The sequence below is a fragment of the Geobacillus sp. G4 genome (genome assembly GCF_040327975.1).
GTDB classification, from domain to species: domain Bacteria; phylum Bacillota; class Bacilli; order Bacillales; family Anoxybacillaceae; genus Geobacillus; species Geobacillus thermoleovorans.
The window spans coordinates 43,340-65,950 of the sequence record NZ_JBEPJY010000002.1 but is presented as its reverse complement, the minus strand read 5'-3'; the positions used below and the strand labels follow the sequence as shown (position 1 = coordinate 65,950).

The following is a 22,611-nucleotide window of genomic DNA, read 5'->3' as shown; positions in this document are numbered from 1 at the left end:
TGAGTGCTCTTTCTTATTAACCGTATGAACGCAACGGACCTCTGTGCTTTGCAGCTTCAATTTTAATCGATTAAAAAGGTGATTCAACCCTATGGCCAATGAACAAGTGCTGACAGCGGAGCAAGTGTTTGAACGAGCGAGCTGTTATTTGTCGGAACAAGACGTCGCCTTTTTGAAAAAGGCGTATGAGTTTGCCAAGCACGCCCATCGCGACCAATTTCGGAAATCGGGCGAACCATACATCATCCATCCGATTCAAGTCGCGGGCATTTTGGTGGACTTAAAGATGGACGCGACAACGATCGCCGCCGGGTTTTTGCATGATGTCATCGAAGACACCGAGGCGACAAAAGAAGACCTCGAGCGCGAGTTCGGCGCGGAAGTGGCGATGCTTGTCGATGGGGTGACGAAGCTTGGGAAAATTAAATATAAATCGCAGGAAGAACAGCAGGCGGAAAACCACCGGAAAATGTTTTTGGCCATGGCGCAAGATATCCGCGTCATTTTAATCAAGCTGGCCGACCGTCTGCACAACATGCGGACGCTGAAGCATTTGCCGGCGGAGAAGCAGCGGCGCATCGCCAACGAGACGCTTGAAATTTTCGCCCCGCTCGCGCATCGGCTCGGCATTTCGAAAATTAAGTGGGAGCTTGAGGATACGGCGCTTCGCTATTTAAATCCGCAGCAGTACTACCGCATCGTCAATTTGATGAAGAAAAAGCGCGCCGAGCGCGAGCAATATTTGGAAGAGGTCATTCAAGAGGTGCGCGAACGACTTAATGAAGTGCACATCCCGTGCGAAATTTCCGGACGCCCGAAGCATATTTACAGCATTTACCGAAAAATGGTAATGCAAAACAAACAGTTTAATGAAATTTACGATTTGCTCGCTGTCCGCATCATTGTCAACAGCATTAAAGACTGCTACGCGGTGCTCGGCATCATCCATACATGCTGGAAGCCGATGCCAGGACGCTTCAAAGACTACATCGCCATGCCGAAGCCGAACATGTACCAATCGCTCCATACGACGGTGATCGGCCCAAAAGGCGAACCGCTCGAGGTGCAAATCCGCACGTTTGAAATGCATCAAATCGCCGAGTTCGGGATCGCCGCCCACTGGGCGTACAAAGAAGGAAAGACGATCAAACCCAACTCGTTTGAAGAAAAGCTGTCTTGGTTTCGGGAAATTTTGGAATGGCAAAACGACGCCAGCAATGCCGAAGAGTTCATGGAATCGCTCAAGATGGATTTGTTTTCCGACATGGTGTTCGTCTTCACGCCAAAAGGCGATGTCATCGAGCTGCCGGCCGGATCGGTGCCAATCGATTTCGCTTACCGCATCCATTCGGAAATCGGCAACAAGACGATCGGGGCGAAAGTCAACGGCAAAATGGTGCCGCTTGACTACAAGCTGCAAACGGGCGACATCGTCGAAATTTTAACTTCCAATCATTCGTACGGTCCGAGCCAAGACTGGCTGAAACTGGCGAAAACGTCGCAGGCGCGCAACAAAATCCGCCAGTTTTTCAAAAAGCAACGGCGCGAAGAAAACATCGAAAAAGGCAAAGAGATGGTCGAAAAAGAGGTGCGCAGCCTCGGCTTTGAGCCGAAAGAAGTGATGACGGCCGACAACGTAAAGCGCGTCGCCGAAAAGTTCAACTTCTCGAACGAAGACGATATGTATGCGGCAGTCGGCTATCATGGCATCACAGCGGCGCAAATCGCCCATCGGTTGACGGAAAAATGGCGAAAGCAGCGCGATCTCGAGGAACAGCAGCGCAAACTGGCCGAAGCGGTCTTCGAAGCCAAGCTGCCAGCTGGCAAAAAGCGCGACTGCGGCATTCGCGTCCAAGGAATGGACAACTTGCTCATCCGTTTGTCGCGCTGCTGCAACCCGGTGCCGGGCGATGAGATTATCGGCTTTATCACCCGCGGCCGCGGCATTTCCGTCCACCGCGCCGATTGCCCGAACGTCAAGACCGAAGAAGCGGCCGATCGGTTGATTGCCGTAGAATGGGAGAGCGGAGCAAACGGCGAGCGTGAATATAACGTGGACATTGAGATCACCGGATTTGACCGCCGCGGTTTGCTGAATGAGGTGCTGCAGGCGGTGAATGAAACGCGCACCGATATTTCCGCCGTCTCGGGACGCTCAGACCACCGACATAAAATTGCGACGATCCATATGACAATCGCCATTCATAATTTGAGCCACTTGCAAAAAGTCGTCGAACGAATCAAACAAATTCCCGACATTTATTCCGTCCAGCGCTTGATGAACAACTAAGGGCGGCGAAAGGAGGGATGCAAGTGAGAGCGGTCATCCAGCGGGCGAAAGAGGCCAAAGTCACCGTCGGCGGCGAAGTCGTTGGTGCCATTGATGCGGGTTTTGTCGTCCTTCTTGGCATCACGCATGAAGATACAGAAGACGATGCTGCCTATTTGGCTGAGAAAATCGCTCATTTGCGCGTTTTTGAAGATGAAGACGGAAAAATGAACCGCTCCTTGCTTGACGTCGGCGGGGCGGTGCTGTCGGTGTCGCAGTTCACCCTTTACGGCGACTGCCGAAAAGGCCGGCGCCCGAACTTTATGGCGGCGGCCAAGCCCGACCATGCCTTGCCGCTGTATGAGGCGTTCAACGCCGCTTTGCGCGAAAGAGGCGTTCATGTAGAAACCGGCGTATTCGGTGCGATGATGGACGTATCGCTCACAAACGACGGGCCAGTCACCTTGATCATCGACAGCAGCGAGAAACCGGGAAACAGATGAAGTTTCCCGGTTTCTTTTTTATTTTCGGCGAAAAATGGGAAAGATGAAAACAAGTGCGGCGATAGAGAAAGGAGGAGCGCGATGCGGCAAACCAAAAGAGGCGAGCAGGCGCACCGGACAAACGATGTGCTGTCCGTCGACTTTCACGAATGGGTGCGGCTCGAGGCCCAATATAGAGCGTTTGAGTTGGCATCCGAATTCGGTGTGGCGCCGAAAGACGTACAAATGTTGAAAAAACAGCAGCCCCGTCCGTAAACATGGCGAGTTGGAAGGAGCGCACGGGGCGTGTGGATGTTTCGTGGGCCTAGGCGGTGTGGCCGTTCAGACGAAACAGCTGCGAATGAGCGTTGCGCATCCGCTCAACACTGATCCGGCTCGGTAGAGGAAAAAATCCATTGCATATGTATTGACAAACATATGCCCCTATATGATAATAAGTATTGGTTTAAAATTATTATAAACTAACAGTCGCAGGAGGTAGATGAAGCAATGTCTTTGGTTGGGAAAAAAGTACAACCATTCCGTGCCCAAGCGTATCACAACGGCGAATTCATCGAAGTGACAGAGCAAGACTTCATGGGGAAATGGAGCATCGTTTGCTTCTATCCAGCGGACTTTACGTTCGTCTGCCCGACGGAGCTCGAAGATTTGCAAGATCATTACGCGACGTTTAAAGAACTTGGTGTGGAAGTGTACTCGGTTTCGACCGACACTCACTTTACTCATAAAGCATGGCACGATACATCGCCAGCCATCAGCAAAATCGAATACGTGATGATTGGCGATCCTTCGCATCAACTGTCGCGCATGTTTGATGTGCTCGATGAAGAACAAGGATTGGCGCAGCGCGGCACGTTCATCATCGATCCAGACGGCGTCATTCAAGCGGTGGAAATCAATGCGGACGGCATCGGCCGCAACGCCAGCACGCTGATTGATAAAATTAAAGCGGCCCAATATGTGCGCAACCATCCGGGTGAAGTCTGCCCGGCGAAATGGAAAGAAGGAGCGGAAACGCTGAAGCCAAGCCTAGACCTCGTCGGCAAAATTTAAGGGGGGCTTAGGCGATGCTGCTGGATGCTGACATCAAGGCGCAACTAGCCCAGTATTTGCAATTGCTTGAAAATGATATTGTCTTGACGGTAAGCGCGGGAGACGACAACGTTTCCCGCGATATGCTTGCTTTAATCGATGAATTAACGGCGATGTCGTCGAAAATCAAAGTCGAAAAAGCGAAGCTGGAACGAACGCCAAGCTTCAGCGTCAACCGGGTCGGCGAAAACACCGGCATCACCTTCGCCGGCGTGCCGCTCGGCCATGAATTTACGTCCCTCGTTTTGGCGTTGCTTCAAGTGAGCGGGCGGCCGCCGAAAGTCAGCCAAGACGTCGTGGACCGCATTCAACAAATCAGAGGCAAACATCATTTTGAAACGTACGTCAGCTTGACCTGCCACAACTGCCCGGACGTCGTCCAAGCGCTCAACATCATGAGCGTGTTGAACCCAGACATTTCGCATACGATGATCGACGGGGCGGCGTTTAAAGAAGAAGCGGAGCAAAAAGGGATTATGGCCGTACCAACGGTGTTTTTAAACGGCAAACTGTTCGCGAGCGGCCGCATGTCGCTTGAAGATATCCTCGCCAAATTAGGGAGTGCTCCGGATGCTTCTTCCTTTGCTGACAAAGAGCCATTCGATGTGTTGGTAGTCGGCGGCGGCCCTGCGGGTGCGACAGCAGCCATTTACGCAGCGCGCAAAGGCATTCGCACTGGGATTGTTGCGGAGCGCTTCGGTGGACAAATTTTAGATACGCTCGGCATTGAAAACTTTATCAGCGTCAAATATACGGAAGGACCGAAGCTTGCGGCCAGCATTGAGGAACATGTGAAGCAATACAACGTCGACATCATGAACTCGCAGCGGGCAAAACGACTCGAGAAAAAAGACTTGATTGAAGTCGAGTTGGAAAACGGCGCCGTGTTGAAAAGCAAAACGGTTGTGATCGCAACGGGCGCCCGTTGGCGCAACCTTGGCGTGCCGGGCGAGGAAGAGTTCAAAAACAAAGGGGTCGCCTATTGCCCGCATTGCGACGGCCCGCTGTTCGAAGGGAAGCACGTGGCGGTCATCGGCGGCGGGAACTCTGGAGTCGAAGCGGCGATTGACCTCGCTGGCATCGCCAGCCATGTGACGCTGCTTGAGTTCGCCCCTGAACTCAAGGCCGATGCTGTTTTGCAAGATCGTTTGTACAGCTTGCCGAACGTAACGGTGATTAAAAACGCGCAAACGACGGAAATCACCGGCACGGACAAAGTCAACGGCTTGACGTACATTGACCGGGAAACAGGAGAAGAACATCATATCGAATTGCAAGGCGTGTTCGTGCAAATCGGCCTTGTTCCGAACACCGAATGGTTGGAAGGAACGGTGGAACGGAATCGCTTCGGTGAAATTATCGTCGATAAACGCGGCGCGACGAACATTGAAGGCGTCTTTGCCGCGGGCGACTGCACGGACAGCGCCTATAAGCAAATCATTATTTCGATGGGCTCGGGTGCAACCGCAGCGTTAAGCGCGTTTGATTATTTGATTCGCCATTAAAGAGAGCCGAAGGTGGACCGCCTCTTCGATCCCATGGAGGGGCGGTTCAATGAATCGGCTCTCTTTTTTTACAACAAGGAGAAAAATGCGATGAGACATCAAGGTTTTTCTCTTTGCGAACAACCATGGATCACAGCTGCTAGGACAACTTGACAAACGGGCGAGATTGTCCGTAATATAAAATTACATCTTTCTCATACGGAACAACCGATGATGGAGAAAAGTAGTTAAGGTCCACATGGCCAGAGAGGAAGCGCCCAAGGCTGCGAGCGCTTCTCCATGATGGCTTAACGAAAGACACTCCGTAGGTTTCCCTTTGAACGCGCTTTGCGCCAGTAAAGGGGAACGTGTGCCATGCGTTAATGGCGACAAGCGGAAGCCGGATCGGCTTCAATTAGGGTGGCACCGCGGGAATGACGCTCTCGTCCCTATCGATCACAGGGACAAGGGCGTTTTATTTTGGGCAAAGGAGGATGAGCATGGCTTTTCAAATTCCAAGAGGGACACAAGATGTGCTGCCGGGTGACTCGGAAAAATGGCAATATGTCGAGCACATTGCCCGCAGCCTCTGCAGCCGGTATGGGTATCAGGAAATCCGGACGCCGATTTTTGAACATACGGAGCTTTTTTTGCGCGGCGTGGGGGATACAACGGACATTGTGCAAAAAGAAATGTACACGTTCGAAGACAAAGGGGGGCGCGCGCTGACGCTCCGTCCGGAAGGAACGGCGCCGGTTGTCAGAGCGTTTGTCGAGCATAAGCTGTACGGCAGTCCGCACCAGCCGCTGAAACTGTATTACAGCGGGCCGATGTTTCGCTACGAGCGGCCGGAAGCGGGACGGTTCCGCCAGTTCGTCCAGTTCGGCGTCGAGGCGCTCGGCAGCAGCGATCCGGCGATTGACGCCGAGGTGATGGCGCTAGCGATGCATATTTACGAAGCGCTCGGATTAAAACGGATCCGGCTTGTCATTAACAGCTTGGGCGACCTTGACAGCCGCCGGGCGCACCGAGAGGCGCTTGTTCGCCATTTTTCAAGCCGCATCCACGAGCTGTGCCCGGACTGCCAGACGAGGCTTCATACGAATCCGCTCCGCATTCTCGACTGCAAAAAAGACCGCGATCATGAGCTGATGGCGACGGCGCCGTCGATTTTAGACTATTTAAATGACGAATCGCGCGCCTATTTTGAGAAAGTGAAACAATACTTGACAGCGCTCGGCATCCCGTTTGTCATCGATGCGCGGCTCGTGCGCGGGCTTGACTATTACAACCACACGACGTTTGAAATTATGAGCGAAGCGGAAGGATTTGGCGCGGCGGCGACGCTGTGCGGCGGCGGGCGTTACAACGGGCTTGTCCAAGAAATCGGCGGTCCGGAGACGCCGGGCATCGGCTTTGCCTTGAGCATCGAGCGGCTGTTGGCCGCCCTTGACGCCGAAGGAGTGGAATTGCCGGTGGAGAGTGGGCTTGACTGCTATGTCGTCGCTGTCGGTGAGCGGGCGAAAGACGAGGCGGTCCGCCTCGTTTATGCATTGCGCCGCTCCGGATTGAGGGTCGATCAAGATTATTTGGGCCGAAAATTGAAGGCGCAGCTGAAGGCCGCCGACCGGCTTGGGGCATCGTTTGTCGCCATTATCGGCGATGAAGAACTCGAGAGACAGGAAGCGGCGGTAAAGCATATGGCGAGCGGCGAGCAAACGAATGTACCGCTCGGCGAGTTGGCGCACTTTTTGCATGAACGGATCGGGAAGGAGGAGTGAGCGAATGGAACGCACATATTATTGCGGAGAAGTGCCGGAAACGGCCGTCGGCGAGCGCGTCGTGCTCAAAGGCTGGGTGCAAAAGCGCCGCGACTTAGGCGGCCTCATTTTCATTGACTTGCGCGACCGAACGGGCATCGTCCAAGTTGTCGCCAGCCCGGACGTGTCGGCTAAAGCGCTGGCGGCAGCGGAGCGCGTGCGGAGCGAATACGTTTTAAGCGTCGAAGGAACGGTCGTCGCCCGCGCGCCCGAGACGGTCAATCCGAACATCGCGACCGGCCGCATTGAAATTCAGGCGGAACGAATCGAGATCATCAACGAGGCAAAAACGCCGCCGTTTTCGATTTCCGATGACACGGATGCGGCGGAAGACGTGCGCTTAAAATATCGGTATTTGGATTTGCGCCGCCCAGTCATGTTTCAAACACTGGCGCTTCGCCACAAAATCACAAAGACGGTGCGCGACTTTTTGGATAGCGAACGCTTTTTGGAAATTGAAACGCCGATGTTGACGAAAAGCACGCCGGAAGGGGCGCGTGACTATTTGGTGCCAAGCCGCGTCCATCCGGGCGAATTTTACGCCTTGCCGCAGTCGCCGCAAATTTTTAAGCAGCTGCTCATGGTCGGCGGCGTGGAACGGTACTACCAAATCGCCCGTTGCTTCCGTGACGAGGATTTGCGCGCTGACCGCCAGCCGGAATTTACGCAAATCGACATCGAAATGTCGTTTATCGAACAAAAGGATATTATGGATTTAACCGAACGGATGATGGCTGCCGTCGTGAAAGCAGCAAAAGGGATCGACATCCCGCGCCCGTTTCCGCGCATCACGTATGACGAGGCGATGAGCCGCTACGGCTCGGACAAGCCGGATATACGCTTTGGCCTCGAGCTCGTCGACGTATCGGAAATCGTCCGTAATTCAGCATTTCAAGTGTTCGCCCGCGCCGTCAAAGAAGGAGGCCAAGTGAAGGCGATCAACGCGAAAGGTGCTGCCCCTCGCTATTCGCGTAAAGATATTGACGCCTTAGGAGAATTTGCCGGCCGCTACGGGGCGAAAGGGCTCGCCTGGCTGAAAGCGGAAGGCGAAGAGCTGAAAGGACCGATCGCCAAGTTTTTCACCGATGAGGAACAGGCGGCGCTGCGTCGAGCGCTTGCTGTCGAAGACGGAGATTTGCTTTTGTTTGTCGCCGACGAAAAAGCGATCGTCGCAGCGGCGCTCGGCGCGTTGCGGCTGAAGCTTGGCAAGGAGCTCGGCTTGATCGACGAAGCGAAGCTCGCGTTTTTGTGGGTGACGGATTGGCCGCTTTTGGAGTATGACGAAGAAGAAGGGCGCTATTACGCCGCCCACCATCCGTTTACGATGCCGGTGCGCGACGACATTCCGCTGTTGGAGACAAACCCAAGCGCCGTCCGCGCGCAGGCGTACGATCTCGTCTTAAATGGCTATGAGCTTGGCGGCGGCTCGCTTCGCATTTTCGAGCGGGACGTGCAAGAAAAAATGTTCCGCGCCTTAGGGTTCAGCGAAGAAGAAGCGCGCCGCCAGTTCGGATTCTTGCTTGAGGCGTTTGAATACGGCACTCCGCCGCACGGCGGCATTGCGCTTGGCCTTGACCGGCTGGTGATGTTGCTCGCTGGGCGCACGAACTTGCGCGATACGATCGCGTTTCCGAAAACGGCGAGCGCGAGTTGCTTGCTTACCGAAGCGCCGGGGCCGGTCAGCGACAAGCAGCTCGAGGAGCTGCACTTGGCGGTTGTGCTTCCGGAAAACGAGTAACAGCGGCATCTGAAAAAGAAACGTTGGCAATAGATGTTCACAAAGGCTGAAAAATGTGTTACAATAAAACTAACAACCGTCCTAATGTGTTCGTCGGATCACTGATCGTTTTGACCGAACAGTTTATGATCCGGGAGCTCGGGGTTTCCAAGCGGCGTGCACGCCTCTTCGTCACAGGGGAAGCGCAAACCTTGGAACAGGGCACCCACCTATGGGAGAGCGGGTTCAAAACGAAGGCATCGACGGCACGATTGGGACTGGCAACATTAAGGAATCAACAACATTTCCCCTATGCGGATGGCCGCGTAGGGGTTTTGTTTTGCCAGCAAAATGCCGTTGCCTCTTTTGCTGTCTTGATGGTAGGATAAAAAGCGGCATAAACATCAATTTTGAAGCAAACGGAGAGGAGAACGATGCTGCACCAATTTTCCCGCAATGAACTCGCGATTGGCCCTGAAGGGTTGGAACGCTTAAAAAACGCCACCGTCGCCGTCCTTGGCGTCGGCGGCGTGGGGTCGTTCGCCGTCGAGGCGCTCGCCCGTTCCGGCATTGGCCGATTGGTGCTTGTTGATCGCGATAACGTCGATATCACCAACATCAACCGGCAAATCCATGCGTTGCTCTCGACCATCGGGCGTCCAAAAGTGGAGCTCATGAAAGAGCGCATCGCCGACATCAACCCGGCGTGCGAGGTGATCGCTTTGCAAATGTTTTATACGGAAGAGACGTATGAGCAATTTTTCGCCTATGATCTGGATTTTGTCATCGATGCGTCCGACACGATTGTGTACAAAGTGCATTTGATGAAACAATGCCTCAAGCGCGGCATTCCGATCATCTCCAGCATGGGTGCGGCGAACAAAATGGATCCGACCCGGTTCCGCATTGCCGATATTTCGAAAACACACACCGATCCGATCGCGAAAGTCATCCGCGCCAAGCTGCGCAAAGAAGGGATCCGCCGCGGCATTCCGGTCGTCTTTTCCGACGAGAAGCCGGTGAAAATCCGCGAAGATGTCCGCCAGGTCGTCGGCAATGACGCTTCGCCGATCCGCAAGGCGAAAATGCCGCCGTCTTCGAATGCTTTCGTTCCATCAGTTGCCGGGCTCATTATGGCTTCCTACGTGATTCATCGTCTATTAGAGGGAATTCCCATAAGGCGCGTTGGCGACGATTGAACGACTCCACCTTCATTTCGAACAAAATGGGAAGGTGGAGATTCCTGTGAACATCGGTGCATTCACCGGTTTGTTAGCGGGCGCTGTCCGTCGTTCCAGCGGTGAAAACGTGTCCCGATGCTTGTTGGGGCACCTTCTTTTTTTTATGAATGGGCGAGCGATTCGTTCGATCCGTTCGCCTCGGCGGCAAACAGCTGGGCAAGAGAGAAGCGGTCGCCTTCTTCGGAAGCGAGCTGGCGGGCGCGGGCCATGATTTTCACGAGCGCTTCATAATCTTCTTGCACGGTGGTCTGCCTCGTTTCAAGGCGTTCGAGTTTTTGAGCAAGCTGTTCGTTCCGCGTCTGCCATTCCGCCCGCTCGCGTTTCAGGCGCTCGTTGTCCTGGCGGATCGCTTCCATCTCCTCGATGCCGCGCCGCAATGTTTGCAAAAATGAAATGCACTGCTCCAGTGTCAATGGGGCCGCCGGGAGAAAAGGCGATGACCCTTCGGCGCCATCCCGTTCTCCAGAAGGACTCCAAGCAGCAACCGTACTGTCTTTTTGCCACTTTTTCATCATTTCGAGCGCCCGTTTCCGTTCTTTCCGCTGCTTTTTTGCCTGTTCGATCGCCTCAAGGTACCGTTTGCGCACCTCGGCGTTCCAACGGAATCCGCATGCTGCCGCTGTGCGGTGCAGTTGTCTCCCAACGACTTCAAAAGCGGCAAGTTGCGTTTTTCCTTCGCGTATATATTGCAGCACCGTTTCAGCCAACAGTACATCTTCTTCATGTGACCAAGCATCCTGTCTTGTTTTCATGTTGTCCACCCCATCAAATGGTAATGTTGATATGGTCATAGTTTTTCCGTTTGATTTCCACTTTAAACTTCGCCCTTTTCATTTTTCCCATTTTCATGTATCATAGAAATAGTTTTGTATGACCGGTCAGTTCAAAACAATTAGACTGATTGGTCAAAATCGTGGGATGAGAGGTGGCATGATGACGTTTTTGACCAGGTTCAGTTTGAAAAATGCGGCAGCTGTGTTTGTATGTTCGTTTTTGCTCATGTTTCTAGGACTGTATTCCTTCTCCTCCTTGAAGGTCGATTTGCTGCCGAACATTGAATTTCCCCAGTTGTCGATTGAAGTGGTCTATCCTGGGGCTTCTCCGCAAGACGTGAATGAGGAGGTCACGGCCAAGCTCGAGGAAAAACTGAAGTCCCTTGACGGGCTTAAGCAAATGCAGAGTTCTTCCTATGAAGGAATGGCCGTTATGAATCTTGAATTTCCGTTTCGGACGGATATGGAGAAAATGGAGCGGCAGGTCGAATCGCTCATTGATAAGGCAGGATTGCCCGATAATGTGCAAACGGAAGTCAATCGGTTTTCATTCGGTTCCATCCCGGTTTTCAACATTTCCTTGTTTGCCAAAAACGGAACCGATCTGCAAACGTTGCTGGAAACCGAAGTGATTCCAGAATTGAATAAAATCGACGGGGTGAATTCCGTTTCGATCGGTGGAGACAGCGAGCGCCTCATCCGGATCACAGTCGATCGGAAAAAGGCTGCTCAGGCGGGATTGAACTTGTCAGAGATTAAAAACCAAATCAATGAAAAGGTGTTGGCGTTCCCGGCTGGAACGTTGCAAACCGATACATGGCAAATTCCTGTTCGCGTCGAGGAAAAATTGAACACCATCCATGAGTTGAAAAATCTGAAACTCGTGCCGACAGCTGTTCCTATGGCGGCGAATGGATTGCAGCGCGTTGCGTCCGTGAAGCTTGGGGATATTGCGACGATTGAGGAAGTCAACGAGCAAAGCGAATTCACCCGCTATAATTTGAAGCCATCGCTGTCGATGGCGGTGACGAAAAAACAAGATGCCAATACGATTGAAGTGGCAGACCAAGTGATCAAAGTGCTGAATTCCTACAAACATCAGTTTGATTATTCCATCGGGTTTGATTCGTCAGCTGGCATCAAACAATCCGTTGAATCGCTTGTCCGTGAAGGGCTGCTCGGGGCGCTGTTCGCTTCGCTGGCCGTCTTGCTCTTTTTGCGCAACGTTCGGGCGACTGTGATTGCCATCGTCTCGATTCCGCTCTCGCTGCTTGTATCGGCCATTTTTCTCAATCGTATGGATATTACCCTCAATGTCATGACGCTTGGCGGCATGGCCGTCGCCGTCGGCCGAGTCGTGGATGACAGCATTGTCGTGATCGAAAATATTTTCCGCCGCGTCCGCCGGGAGAAAACAGGCATGAGCGATGATTTAGTCGAGCAATCAACGAAAGAAATTGTCAAAGCGATTGTGTCCTCGACCATCACAACGGTTGTCGTCTTTTTGCCTCTCGGGCTTGTTGGGGGCATTACAGGGGAATTTTTCCTGCCTTTTGCCTTGACGATTACGTTTGCCCTGTTGGCCTCTTTGTTGGTGGCCGTGACAGTTGTGCCGATTTTAGCGAAATTTTCGTTCCGCCGTGTGCCGCCAGAGGAAAAAGAAGGAGCGCTTCAGCGTCTGTATGGCCGAATCATTGAATGGGCGCTCAACCATAAAGCGATTGTCTTTGTGTTGTCGGTTGTGCTATTGGTTGGTTCATTGACGCTCGTGCCGAAACTTGGATTTACGTTTTTGCCGAACGAAGAGCAGAAAACGCTGGTGGCGAGCATTGAACTGCCGGCTTCCACATCGGTGGCCAAAACGAATGATGTGTCGTTGGAGATGGAAAAGATGTTTTTAAAACGAAGCGATGTCGAGAGCGTCACCGCCGCGGTGGGAAGCCGCGATTTCCGCACAGGATTGAAGCGGCCCAATCAAGCCAGCTATTATATTCTATTAAAGGACAGCGCTGACACCGCGAAAACCGTGGCCGTTTTCGAAAAAGAAATGCGCCGCATCGCGAATCAGCTCGCGCCCGGGGCAAAAGTGGGCGTGCAAGAGATGTCGAGCGGAGGGCCGCCAACGAATAATAACGTGAATATTGACTTATACTCCAATGATTTGGAGGCGCTCCAAACAGCAGCCAAACAGGTCGAGACGTATTTAAAACAACGCGATGATGTCAAAGATGTGACGAATAACTTGACGGAAAAGCAAAAACAAGTGATTGTCGCCATTGATCCGGAAAAGGCGGCCGCTTATGGCGTTTCGGGCATGCAATTGCTGGGGGCGGTGGCCGATGCGACCAAACCGGTCGATGTGGGGACGCTGAAACTCGGCGGCAAGGATGAGCAAGTCGAACTTTCGTATGATGAAACGTTGGGATCGATCGATGAGTTGAAAGAGCTTCCGATCGTGACGAGAAACGGAGTGATTCCACTTTCAGCTGTCGCCGAAGTGAAAGAGGCGGACGTGTATACGTCCATTCAAAAGCTGGACGGAAAAGTGTTTGCCCGCGTATCCGCCCAGATTGTCGGCGACAACATTCAGAAAGTAACGAATGATATTTCGAAACATGTAAATGATTTGAAGATCCCATCCGATGTCACAGTGAAAACGGGCGGCGGAAGCGATGAGACGGTGCAGACGTTCCGCGAGCTCGGTGTGGCCATGGCGGCGGCCATCGGGCTTGTGTATTTGACGATGCTGATTACATTTGGCAAAGTGCGGGTGCCGCTGATCATTTTATCTTCCCTTTTGTTTGTTCCCATCGGTTCGCTGTTTGCTTTGTATGTGGCCGATGAGCCGCTTTCCATCAGCGTCATGATCGGCTTGTTGATGCTCATTGGCATCGTGACGACCAATGCGATCGTGCTGGTGGATCGAATCGGACAAAACCGCGAACAAAAACGGATGACGGTGCGAAGCGCCATCATTGAAGCCGGCAAAACACGGCTGCGGCCGATTTTAATGACAGCCTTTGCGACTGTGACAGCGCTCATTCCGCTTGCGCTGACGAATGAGGCCGGCACGTTGATTTCGAAAGGGCTGGCCATCACGGTCATCGGCGGCCTGACGTCGTCGACGTTATTGACGCTTGTGTTCATTCCTGCGATGTATGAGGCGTTTTTCTTCCGGACGGCAAAACGCGAACCGATGGCAAAATGACAGGGCTGGATGGCCGGATAACGGGCCGTCCGGCATTTTTTTTCATGGCAAGATCGACTATAATGGACATGAAGAAGGAGTAAGGAAGGAGAAAACATTGGGACGGAAAGAGGACATCATTGAAACGGCGATGAAATTATTCGCCGAAAAAGGCTATCACGCTACCTCCATGCAGGAAATAGCCGAGCGGAGCGGAGTAGCCAAAGGTTCGATTTACAATTATTTCAAATCAAAAGAAGAGTTGGCTGTATCGATTTTCCGCTACCATTATGAAGTCTTGTTTCGCCAGCTTAAACAAATCGAGGCTGATCCCGCCTTAACCGCGCGCGAGCGGTTTTGCCGTCAGTTGACTGTACAAATCCAGCTGTTTGACGAACATAAAGAGCTGGTGCAAATGCAGTTGGGCGAACAAGCTGTGAAGGTGAGCCATGAGGTGCAGCATCTGGTGTTTCGCATCCGCGCCCATACGCTCCACTGGTATCGCCGGGCGATTGAAGACATATACGGCGAACAAGTGCGTCCAGTTTCGTTTGATTGCGCGACGATGCTCAACGGAATGCTGAAAGAATATCTGATTTACTTGGCGGTAGACCGAAAGCCGCTGCTTCCTGAGAAGCTTGCCCCCTTCTTGCTCGATCGGCTTGATGCCATCGTTGCCAGCCTGCTTGACGGCAAGACGGGATTGCTCGATGAAACGGTGATGGCGGATTACATTGCTGCGGCGACCCAAGAGCGGAGTCAATGGAAAGAACTGGCCATCAGCTGTTTAGAGCGCATGGCGGCGCTGCGTCCGGTTGAAGACGATATTCTTCGCTCGCTGCGCTTATTGAAGGAAGAACTCGAGAAAGGGGAGACAGCTAGGCGGTTTATGGTGGAGGCGCTTCTGCTCTATTTGGCGAAATACTCGCTTCCGCTGTACAATGAGTTGAAGGAGGCCATTGAACGCTATTTTTATTAAAACCACCGATCTTCCCACGGGGAGACGCCCCATTCGCCGAAAATGAATAGGCGGCATCGGAGGATGTCTGTGAACATAGCGTCATCAATCTCAAGGAGGGGGTCGGCATGCCCAAAACGACGGAGCCGCTTGCTTGGCGGATGCGGCCGCGGACGATCGATGAGATCGTTGGGCAACAGCACATCATTGGCCCTAGTACGCCGCTTTATAAAATGGTCAAAAAAGGTCATGTTCCATCGCTTTTGCTTTACGGAGAGCCGGGGACAGGGAAGACGTCGCTCGCTTACGCCATTGCCCGCACCGCCGGGCGCGAATGGGTCGCTATCAATGCGACGGCCGCCGGCAAAAAGGAAATCGAAGAGGCAGTCGAAGCGGCGCGCTGGTCAGGGAACGTCGTGTTGTTTATCGACGAAATCCATCGGCTGAATAAAGCGCAGCAAGACGTTTTGTTGCCGCATCTCGAATCCGGGCTCGTGACCTTGATTGGCGCCACAACGGAAAACCCGTTTCACGAGGTCAATCCCGCCATTCGCAGCCGCTGCGGGCAAATCCAACAACTGAAACCGCTCAAGCCGGATGACCTCATGATCATTCTGAAGCGGGCGCTCGCTGATCCGGAACGAGGGGTCGGCGAGCCGCCGGTTGTCATTGACGAGTCGTTGTTATGGCGCATCGCCGAGGCAGCCGGTGGGGATGCGCGCGTCGCGCTTTCGCTTCTGGAGGCGGCGGTTGCGGCTGCCGATGAGCGCCACGGCCGCTTGTATATTGATGAGGATATCGTGGCTTCATGCACCGCAAACCGCGGTTTTACCCATGACAAATATGGCGATCATTATTATTCGTTGTTGTCCGCGTTTCAAAAAAGCGTGCGCGGCAGCGATGCCGATGCCGCGCTTCATTATTTGGCCCGTCTGCTTGAAGGCGGAGACTTGGCGTCCGTTTGCCGGAGATTGCTTGTGATGGCTTATGAGGACATCGGACTTGCCAATCCGATGATGGGAGTGAAAGTACAGGCAGCGGTCGAAGCGGCGGAACGCCTCGGACTGCCGGAAGCGCGCATTCCGCTCGCGGTTGTGACGATTGAACTCTGTTTAAGCCCGAAATCCAACAGTGCTTACAAGGCGCTGGACGCTGCCATTGCCGATGTCCGTTCCGGCAAGCTTGGCGATATTCCGGATCATTTAAAAGACGCTCATTACAAAGGGGCGGCTGCACTCGGGCGTGGACAAGGCTACTTGTATCCGCACGATTATCCGAACGGCTGGGTGGCGCAAGCGTATTTGCCCTCCGCTCTGGAAGGCGTCCGCTATTATGAACCGAAAGAGCATGGCGAGGAAAAACATTACGCCAAGGTGTACCGGCGGCTTGAGCAGTTGAAACAAGAGGTCAAGGTTCAGCCGTGAAGGGAAAGGGATTTTTATGATATAATAACACAGGCGTTTCATGCTCGCTTTGACCGAGCTGACCGGATGGAACGTGGCGTACATTCGCATCGGGATCGAAGCGTTCGTGCTGTTGGCCGGCTGGTTGCTCGGCGGCCCGGTGTCGTTTGGCACGTTCCTTTTTTGTGTGACGATCGGTTCGATGCCGGCTTGGCGCTGCCGCAATGCCAAAAGGTCGCAAGCCGCCTGCTTGGACCGGCCGCCGGCACTCGGACGCAAGGGTTAAGCGGTTAGGAGGGATATGAATGAAGATTTCGACGAAAGGCCGATATGGCTTGACGATTATGATTGAATTGGCCAAAAAATATGGCGATCGTCCGATCTCGCTTCGTTCGATCGCCAAGGCGAACAATTTATCTGAACATTATTTAGAGCAGCTCGTCACGCCGTTGCGCAACGCCGGGCTCGTCAAAAGCATTCGTGGAGCGTATGGCGGCTATGTGCTCGCTGAGCATCCGGCGAAAATCACCGCCGGCGACATTTTGCGCGTGTTGGAGGGGCCGCTGACCCCGGTCGAGGAGCTCGAGGAGGAAGAGCCGGCGAAGCGCGAGCTATGGATTCGCATCCGCGATGCGGTCGAGGAAGTGCTCGACAGCACAACGCTCGAAGATTTGGCGAAGTATAGCGACGGGGATGAAGGGGCATATATGTTTTATATTTAAGCAACAGAAAGGAAAGGAGAATGACCGTTGGAACGGATTTATTTGGACCATGCGGCAACTTCCCCGGTCCATCCAGACGTAGCTGCCGGTATGGTCCAGTGGATGACGGAACAGTTCGGCAACCCGTCAAGCATCCATCATTTTGGACGGCAGAGCCGCCGCGCGGTCGATGAAGCGAGGGCTGTTGTCGCCCGCTCGATTGGGGCGAAAGAGACGGAGATTGTGTTTACAAGCGGCGGCACGGAAGCGGATAACTTTGCGGTCATCGGAACGGCCATAGCGAACCGCGGCCGCGGCAATCATATCATTACAACCGCCATCGAGCATCATGCGGTGCTGCGCGCTTGTGAATATTTAGAGACGCAAGGGTTTGAGGTCACGTATTTGCCCGTTGACGAACAAGGGACGGTATCGGTCGAGGATGTCAAGGCCGCGCTGCGCGATGAGACCGTTTTGGTGTCGGTCATGTTTGCCAACAACGAAGTCGGCACGATCCAGCCGATTCGCGAAATCGGGGCGCTGCTTCGCGATCATCCGGCTTATTTCCATACGGACGCCGTCCAGGCGTACGGGCTTCTTCCGATCGATGTGAATGAATACGGGATCGATTTGCTGTCGATTTCCGCTCATAAAATCAACGGCCCGAAAGGAAGCGGGGCTTTGTATGTCCGGGAAACGGTCCGCATCACTCCGCTCCTTTTCGGCGGCGAACAGGAGCGGAAGCGGCGCGCCGGCACGGAAAACGTCCCCGGCATCATCGGCTTGGCGCAGGCGGCGGAAATCGCTGAGCGAACAAGGGAAGAGAAACGTCGGCAATATGCGGCGTGGCGCGAGGCGATGCTTGCGATTTTCCGCTCCTCAGGGATCGACTATGCGGTCAACGGCCGCCCGGATGGCCTGCCGCATATTTTGAATGTCGCCTTCCCGGGAACGAATGTCGAATCGCTGCTCGTGAACTTGGATTTAGCCGGCATTGCCGCCTCGAGCGGGTCAGCATGCACCGCCGGGTCAATCGACCCGTCGCACGTGCTTGTCGCGATGTGCGGAAAAGAGTCGGAGCGCATCCGTTCGTCTGTGCGCTTCAGCTTCGGGCTCGGCAATACGATGGAACAAATTGAGCGGGCGGCCGAGGAAACAGTGAAGATCATAAAGCGGCTCACAAACCGCTAAAGGGGGAAACAGCATGAACAAAGCGCCGCACGAAACGCGCGTCGTCGTCGGCATGTCCGGCGGGGTCGACTCGTCGGTCGCTGCGCTGCTATTGAAAGAACAAGGATATGATGTGATCGGCATTTTTATGAAAAACTGGGATGACACCGATGAAAACGGCGTTTGCACGGCGACTGAGGACTACGAAGACGTCGTGCGCGTTTGCAATCAAATCGGCATCCCGTATTATGCGGTCAATTTTGAAAAACAGTATTGGGACAAAGTGTTTACGTACTTTTTGAATGAATACAAAGCCGGGCGCACGCCGAACCCGGACGTGATGTGCAATAAGGAAATTAAGTTCAAGGCGTTTTTAGAGCACGCCATGTCGATCGGCGCCGATTACATCGCAACCGGCCATTACGCCCGCGTCGAGTTTCGCGATGGCGAATATAAAATGCTGCGTGGAGCCGACCCGAACAAAGACCAAACGTACTTTTTAAACCAGCTCGGCCAAGCTCAGCTGTCGAAAGTGATGTTTCCGATCGGCCATTTGCAGAAAGCGGACGTGCGCCGGATCGCCAAAGAGGCTGGGCTCGCCACCGCTGGAAAAAAAGACAGCACGGGCATTTGCTTTATCGGCGAACGCGATTTCAAAGAATTTTTGAGCCATTATTTGCCGGCTCAGCCGGGAGTGATGAAAACGCTCGATGGCGAAGTGAAAGGGCGGCATGACGGCGTCATGTATTACACGATCGGCCAGCGCCACGGCCTTGGCATCGGCGGCAGCGGCGAACCGTGGTTTGTCGTCGGCAAAGATGTGCGCGAAAATGTGCTGTATGTCGCCCAAGGGTTTGAAAACGAATATTTGTATTCCACCTCGCTAAAGGCGGTCGATGTCAACTGGGTGTCTGACCGCAAGCCGGAAGCGCCGTTCCGTTGCACGGCGAAATTTCGCTATCGTCAGCCTGATGTCGGCGTGACGGTCCACCCGCTTGCGGACGGCGGGGCGGAAGTCGTGTTTGATGCGCCGGCGCGGGCGGTGACGCCGGGGCAGGCGGTTGTTTTTTACAACGGCGAGGAATGCCTCGGCGGCGGTACGATCGATGAGGTGTTCCGCAACGGCGAAAAGCTTTGGTATGTTGGTTGACGGATGTGCCGGTGCGCACGATCTTCAATCAGGCTATTAGGCTGGAGGCCGTTGCTTGAAAATCACGTTGAATCAGGGAGGGGATGGGCGGTGGCCAATTTCAACGAACAAGGCTTGGGGTATATGCGCGAGGGGAAGTATGAGGAAGCCATCCGCTGTTTTTCCGCTGCGGTCGAACAGCATCCGGACGATCCAGCCGGGTACATTAACATTGGCACGGTTCTCGTTGCTGCCGGTGAAGAAGAGAAGGCGCTTGACTGTTTCCGGCAGGCGTTGAAAATTGACAAGAAGGCGGCGGCCGCGTATTACGGCATGGGTACAGTGCATTATAAGCGTGAGCAGTTCGCGAAAGCGAAAGATATGTTTGAGCGCGCGCTAGGGCTTGGTCTTGACGATGCCGATACGCATTTTATGCTCGGCATGTCCTTATGGCGGCTCGAGATGCCGCGGCTGGCGCTGCCGTATTTGCAGCGCGCGGCTGAGCTGAACGAGACGGATGCCGAAGCGCTGTTTCAGCTTGGCCTTTGCCTCGCCACGCTCGATTATGTCGATGAGGCGAAGCGTTATTTCGAAAAAACGTTGGAACTCGATCCGCGCCACGCTGATGCGTACTACAATTTAGGCGTCATTTATGCGTACAAAGATGAGCTCGATGCCGCCCGCAATATGTTTGCCGCTGCCTTGGAAGCCAAGCCCGATCACGTGCTTGCCGGATACGGAAAGAAACTGATGGAAAAGCGGCTTGCGCCGTAAAAAGGCAGGGGGATGGCTGTTGCAAGAGCAACAAATCCTCGCCCTTGACGGACGCACGTTCATTAAAGGAGTGTGCTTGGCGGTCATTTTTCATAATGAGGAAACATTGTACACGGTCGTCCGCGTGCGCGTTGAGGAAACGAACGAAGCGCCCGTTGAGGAGGAAGTCGTCGTCACCGGCTATTTTCCGCGTTTAAACGAAGGGGACGTCTACATCTTTTACGGACAATTCCGCCAACATCCGCGTTTTGGCCGCCAATATGCGGCTAGTCAGTTCCGCAAACAGCTTCCGAACACGAAAGAAGGAGTCATTCATTATTTATCGAGCGGTTTGTTTAAAGGAATCGGCAAAAAAACGGCTGCGGCGATTGTCGAGACGCTCGGCGAAAACGCGATCGCCGCGATTTTGCGCGACCCCAGGGCGCTAGAGCGTGTGCCGAAGCTGACGAAAAAAAAGGCGAAGCAGCTGTACGATGCGCTTCGCGCCCACGAAGGGCTTGAGCAAACGATGATCGCCCTCGCCCAGCTCGGTTTTGGCCCGCAGCTGGCCATGAAAATTTACCAAGCGTATGGCGAAGAAGCGGTTGACATCATCCACGAGAACCCGTACCAGCTCGTTGAGGATATCGAAGGGATCGGCTTTGGCCGCGCTGATGAAATCGGGCGCCAGCTCGGCATTTCCGGCAGCCATCCGGCCCGGCTGCGCGCCGCCTCGTTGTTTGTTCTTGAACAGGCGTGCTTGCAGGAAGGGCACGTTTATTTGCGCGAGGAAGAGCTGATGGAGCGCATCGGGGAGCTGCTTGACGGAAGGCTGAGCGGTGCGGTGGATGGACGAGCGATCAGCCAAACGCTTCTGATGTTAAGCGAAGAAGGGAAGCTGATCGCCGAGCAAGGGCGTTATTATCTCCCTTCCCTTTACTTCGCCGAGAAAGGGATCGTCTCCAACATTAAGCGGCTGCTCGGGCAGACGCCGCCGTCGGCGTTTGCCGAGTCGGAGTTTTTGCTGGCGCTTGGGGCGCTTGAGGAACGGCTTGGCATGCAATATGCCCCCCAGCAAAGGGAAGCGATCCAACAAGCGCTTTCTTCGCCGCTGTTTATTTTGACCGGCGGTCCGGGAACGGGGAAAACGACGGTCATCAAAGGCATCGTCGAGCTGTTTGCCGCCCTAAACGGCCTGTCTCTTGACCCGGCTGACTACAAACAAGGCGAGCCGTTTCCGGTGCTGCTGGCCGCACCGACCGGCCGAGCGGCGAAGCGGATGAGCGAGGCGACCGGGCTGCCGGCGGCGACGATCCACCGCTTGCTTGGCTGGAATGGGGCGGAAGGGTTCAGCCGCGACGAGAACGAACCGATTTCCGGCAAGCTGCTTGTCATCGATGAGATGTCGATGGTCGACACGTGGCTCGCCAACCAGCTGTTAAAAGCCGTGCCAAACGGCATGCAAGTCATTTTTGTCGGCGATGAGGATCAATTGCCATCCGTCGGGCCAGGGCAAGTGCTGAAAGACTTGCTCTCTTCAGGCGTCATTCCATTCGCTCGGTTGACCGAGGTGTATCGCCAGGCGGAAGGATCATCGATCATCGAGCTTGCTCATGAGATGAAGCGCGGCGTCGTGCCGGACGATTTGACCGCTCCGAAGGCAGACCGTTCATTCATCCGCTGCCGTGCGGGCCAGGTCGTCGATGTCGTGCGGCAAATCGCGGACAACGCGCGCAAAAAAGGGTTTTCCGTCAAAGATATTCAAGTGCTCGCCCCGATGTACCGTGGTCCAGCGGGCATTGACCAATTGAACAAAGCGCTTCAAGAGCTGTTCAACCCGCCGGCTGAGGGGAAGCGGGAGCTGTCGGTCGGTGAGGTCGTCTACCGCGTCGGCGATAAGGTGCTGCAGCTCGTCAATCAACCGGAAGACAATGTGTTTAACGGCGACATCGGCGAAATCGTTGCCATTTTTTACGCCAAAGAAAATATCGAAAAGCAAGACTTGCTCGTTGTCTCGTTTGATGGCATTGAAGTGACGTACACACGGCAAGATTTAGGACAAATCACCCATGCGTACTGCTGTTCGGTTCATAAGGCGCAAGGAAGCGAGTTTCCAATCGTCATTTTGCCCGTCGTCAAAAGCTATTACCGGATGTTGAAACGGAATTTGTTGTATACTGCGGTGACAAGAAGCAAGCAGTTTCTCGTTTTATGCGGGGAAGAGGAAGCGTTTCGATTCGGCGTCGCAAAACAAAGCGACGGAGCGCGCCAGACGGCGCTCGCTGAGAAGCTGGCGGGGGCGGCGGCGCCGTTTGTCGAGGTCGAACTGCCGTTTGAAGAGGCGAACATGGGGATGGAAAACGTTACGCCGTATGACTTTATGGGCGATGAGCCAAGCTAAAGGTGGCTGG

At 54.0% G+C, this 22,611-nt stretch carries 18 protein-coding genes, 1 other RNA gene and 1 other annotated feature; of the genes, 18 read left to right on the top strand and 1 reads right to left on the bottom strand.

All coding sequences use genetic code 11. The features are described from left to right. Positions 1-91 precede the first annotated feature (91 nt). The 9 genes from ABS784_RS02610 (at position 92) to ABS784_RS02570 (ending at position 10,084) form a co-directional block, all read left to right on the top strand. On the top strand, positions 92-2,290 hold the full coding sequence (locus ABS784_RS02610; protein WP_011232055.1) for a RelA/SpoT family protein: 2,199 nt from the start codon (positions 92-94) through the stop codon (positions 2,288-2,290). 23 nt (positions 2,291-2,313) lie between these two features. Next, positions 2,314-2,772 carry a D-aminoacyl-tRNA deacylase gene (gene dtd / locus ABS784_RS02605; RefSeq protein WP_031205947.1) on the top strand — a complete coding sequence of 153 codons (459 nt, stop codon included), beginning with the start codon at positions 2,314-2,316 and terminating at the stop codon, positions 2,770-2,772. A gap of 81 nt (positions 2,773-2,853) precedes the next feature. Further along, positions 2,854-3,027, top strand: a complete 174-nt coding sequence (locus ABS784_RS02600; protein ID WP_020756192.1) for a hypothetical protein — start codon at positions 2,854-2,856, stop codon at positions 3,025-3,027. A gap of 234 nt (positions 3,028-3,261) precedes the next feature. After that, the gene (gene ahpC / locus ABS784_RS02595; RefSeq protein WP_011232052.1) at positions 3,262-3,825 is read left to right on the top strand and encodes an alkyl hydroperoxide reductase subunit C; all 564 of its coding nucleotides are present in this window, start codon (positions 3,262-3,264) and stop codon (positions 3,823-3,825) included. Positions 3,826-3,839: 14 nt separating this feature from the next. After that, positions 3,840-5,369: an alkyl hydroperoxide reductase subunit F gene (gene ahpF, locus ABS784_RS02590; RefSeq protein WP_023634352.1), complete on the top strand. Its 1,530-nt coding sequence runs from the start codon at positions 3,840-3,842 to the stop codon at positions 5,367-5,369. A 201-nt stretch (positions 5,370-5,570) separates the two neighbouring features. Continuing rightward, positions 5,571-5,802: a binding site (T-box leader), on the top strand. A 46-nt stretch (positions 5,803-5,848) separates the two neighbouring features. Beyond that, complete coding sequence (gene hisS / locus ABS784_RS02585) at positions 5,849-7,129, top strand: histidine--tRNA ligase (RefSeq protein ID WP_131872402.1); 1,281 nt, start codon at positions 5,849-5,851, stop codon at positions 7,127-7,129. Positions 7,130-7,133: 4 nt separating this feature from the next. Beyond that, complete coding sequence (aspS, locus tag ABS784_RS02580) at positions 7,134-8,906, top strand: aspartate--tRNA ligase (protein ID WP_318548977.1); 1,773 nt, start codon at positions 7,134-7,136, stop codon at positions 8,904-8,906. A 75-nt stretch (positions 8,907-8,981) separates the two neighbouring features. Beyond that, positions 8,982-9,168: non-coding RNA, 6S RNA (gene ssrS / locus ABS784_RS02575), on the top strand. Between the two features lie 151 nt (positions 9,169-9,319). Beyond that, complete coding sequence (locus ABS784_RS02570) at positions 9,320-10,084, top strand: tRNA threonylcarbamoyladenosine dehydratase (protein WP_014196406.1); 765 nt, start codon at positions 9,320-9,322, stop codon at positions 10,082-10,084. A 143-nt stretch (positions 10,085-10,227) separates the two neighbouring features. Here the strand turns inward: ABS784_RS02570 and ABS784_RS02565 are convergent, their stop codons facing one another. Then, entirely contained in the window at positions 10,228-10,878 is a 651-nt protein-coding gene (locus ABS784_RS02565; RefSeq protein ID WP_014196405.1) for an RsfA family transcriptional regulator, read from the bottom strand. Positions 10,879-11,059: 181 nt separating this feature from the next. Here ABS784_RS02565 and ABS784_RS02560 point away from each other — a divergent pair, with 181 nt between their 5' ends. From ABS784_RS02560 to recD2, 9 genes are all read left to right on the top strand, one after another. Next, the gene (locus tag ABS784_RS02560) at positions 11,060-14,107 is read left to right on the top strand and encodes an efflux RND transporter permease subunit (RefSeq protein ID WP_011232046.1); all 3,048 of its coding nucleotides are present in this window, start codon (positions 11,060-11,062) and stop codon (positions 14,105-14,107) included. 97 nt (positions 14,108-14,204) lie between these two features. Then, on the top strand, positions 14,205-15,065 hold the full coding sequence (locus ABS784_RS02555; protein WP_014196404.1) for a TetR/AcrR family transcriptional regulator: 861 nt from the start codon (positions 14,205-14,207) through the stop codon (positions 15,063-15,065). A gap of 107 nt (positions 15,066-15,172) precedes the next feature. Then, positions 15,173-16,468, top strand: coding sequence for a replication-associated recombination protein A (locus ABS784_RS02550; RefSeq protein WP_011232044.1), 1,296 nt, complete (start codon positions 15,173-15,175; stop codon positions 16,466-16,468). Positions 16,469-16,508: 40 nt separating this feature from the next. Beyond that, a complete protein-coding gene (locus ABS784_RS02545; protein WP_011232043.1) occupies positions 16,509-16,733 on the top strand; it encodes a hypothetical protein in 225 nt (74 codons plus the stop codon). Positions 16,734-16,752: 19 nt separating this feature from the next. Further along, positions 16,753-17,169 carry a cysteine metabolism transcriptional regulator CymR gene (cymR, locus tag ABS784_RS02540; RefSeq protein WP_011232042.1) on the top strand — a complete coding sequence of 139 codons (417 nt, stop codon included), beginning with the start codon at positions 16,753-16,755 and terminating at the stop codon, positions 17,167-17,169. 27 nt (positions 17,170-17,196) lie between these two features. Continuing rightward, on the top strand, positions 17,197-18,339 hold the full coding sequence (locus ABS784_RS02535) for a cysteine desulfurase family protein (RefSeq protein ID WP_011232041.1): 1,143 nt from the start codon (positions 17,197-17,199) through the stop codon (positions 18,337-18,339). 13 nt (positions 18,340-18,352) lie between these two features. Beyond that, a complete protein-coding gene (mnmA, locus tag ABS784_RS02530; RefSeq protein ID WP_011232040.1) occupies positions 18,353-19,468 on the top strand; it encodes a tRNA 2-thiouridine(34) synthase MnmA in 1,116 nt (371 codons plus the stop codon). 90 nt (positions 19,469-19,558) lie between these two features. Continuing rightward, positions 19,559-20,221, top strand: coding sequence for a tetratricopeptide repeat protein (locus ABS784_RS02525; protein ID WP_033025900.1), 663 nt, complete (start codon positions 19,559-19,561; stop codon positions 20,219-20,221). Positions 20,222-20,240: 19 nt separating this feature from the next. Then, positions 20,241-22,601: an SF1B family DNA helicase RecD2 gene (gene recD2 / locus ABS784_RS02520; RefSeq protein ID WP_011232038.1), complete on the top strand. Its 2,361-nt coding sequence runs from the start codon at positions 20,241-20,243 to the stop codon at positions 22,599-22,601. The last annotated feature ends 10 nt before the right edge of the window (positions 22,602-22,611 follow it).

Coding starts and splice junctions, on each gene's coding strand:
- ABS784_RS02610 (WP_011232055.1), top strand. CDS start 92: ATGGCCAATGAACAAGTGCTGACAGCGGAGCAAGTGTTTGAACGAGCG.
- ABS784_RS02600 (WP_020756192.1), top strand. CDS start 2,854: ATGCGGCAAACCAAAAGAGGCGAGCAGGCGCACCGGACAAACGATGTG.
- ahpC (WP_011232052.1), top strand. CDS start 3,262: ATGTCTTTGGTTGGGAAAAAAGTACAACCATTCCGTGCCCAAGCGTAT.
- ahpF (WP_023634352.1), top strand. CDS start 3,840: ATGCTGCTGGATGCTGACATCAAGGCGCAACTAGCCCAGTATTTGCAA.
- hisS (WP_131872402.1), top strand. CDS start 5,849: ATGGCTTTTCAAATTCCAAGAGGGACACAAGATGTGCTGCCGGGTGAC.
- aspS (WP_318548977.1), top strand. CDS start 7,134: ATGGAACGCACATATTATTGCGGAGAAGTGCCGGAAACGGCCGTCGGC.
- ABS784_RS02570 (WP_014196406.1), top strand. CDS start 9,320: ATGCTGCACCAATTTTCCCGCAATGAACTCGCGATTGGCCCTGAAGGG.
- ABS784_RS02565 (WP_014196405.1), bottom strand. CDS start 10,878: ATGAAAACAAGACAGGATGCTTGGTCACATGAAGAAGATGTACTGTTG.
- ABS784_RS02560 (WP_011232046.1), top strand. CDS start 11,060: ATGACGTTTTTGACCAGGTTCAGTTTGAAAAATGCGGCAGCTGTGTTT.
- ABS784_RS02550 (WP_011232044.1), top strand. CDS start 15,173: ATGCCCAAAACGACGGAGCCGCTTGCTTGGCGGATGCGGCCGCGGACG.
- ABS784_RS02545 (WP_011232043.1), top strand. CDS start 16,509: ATGCTCGCTTTGACCGAGCTGACCGGATGGAACGTGGCGTACATTCGC.
- cymR (WP_011232042.1), top strand. CDS start 16,753: ATGAAGATTTCGACGAAAGGCCGATATGGCTTGACGATTATGATTGAA.
- mnmA (WP_011232040.1), top strand. CDS start 18,353: ATGAACAAAGCGCCGCACGAAACGCGCGTCGTCGTCGGCATGTCCGGC.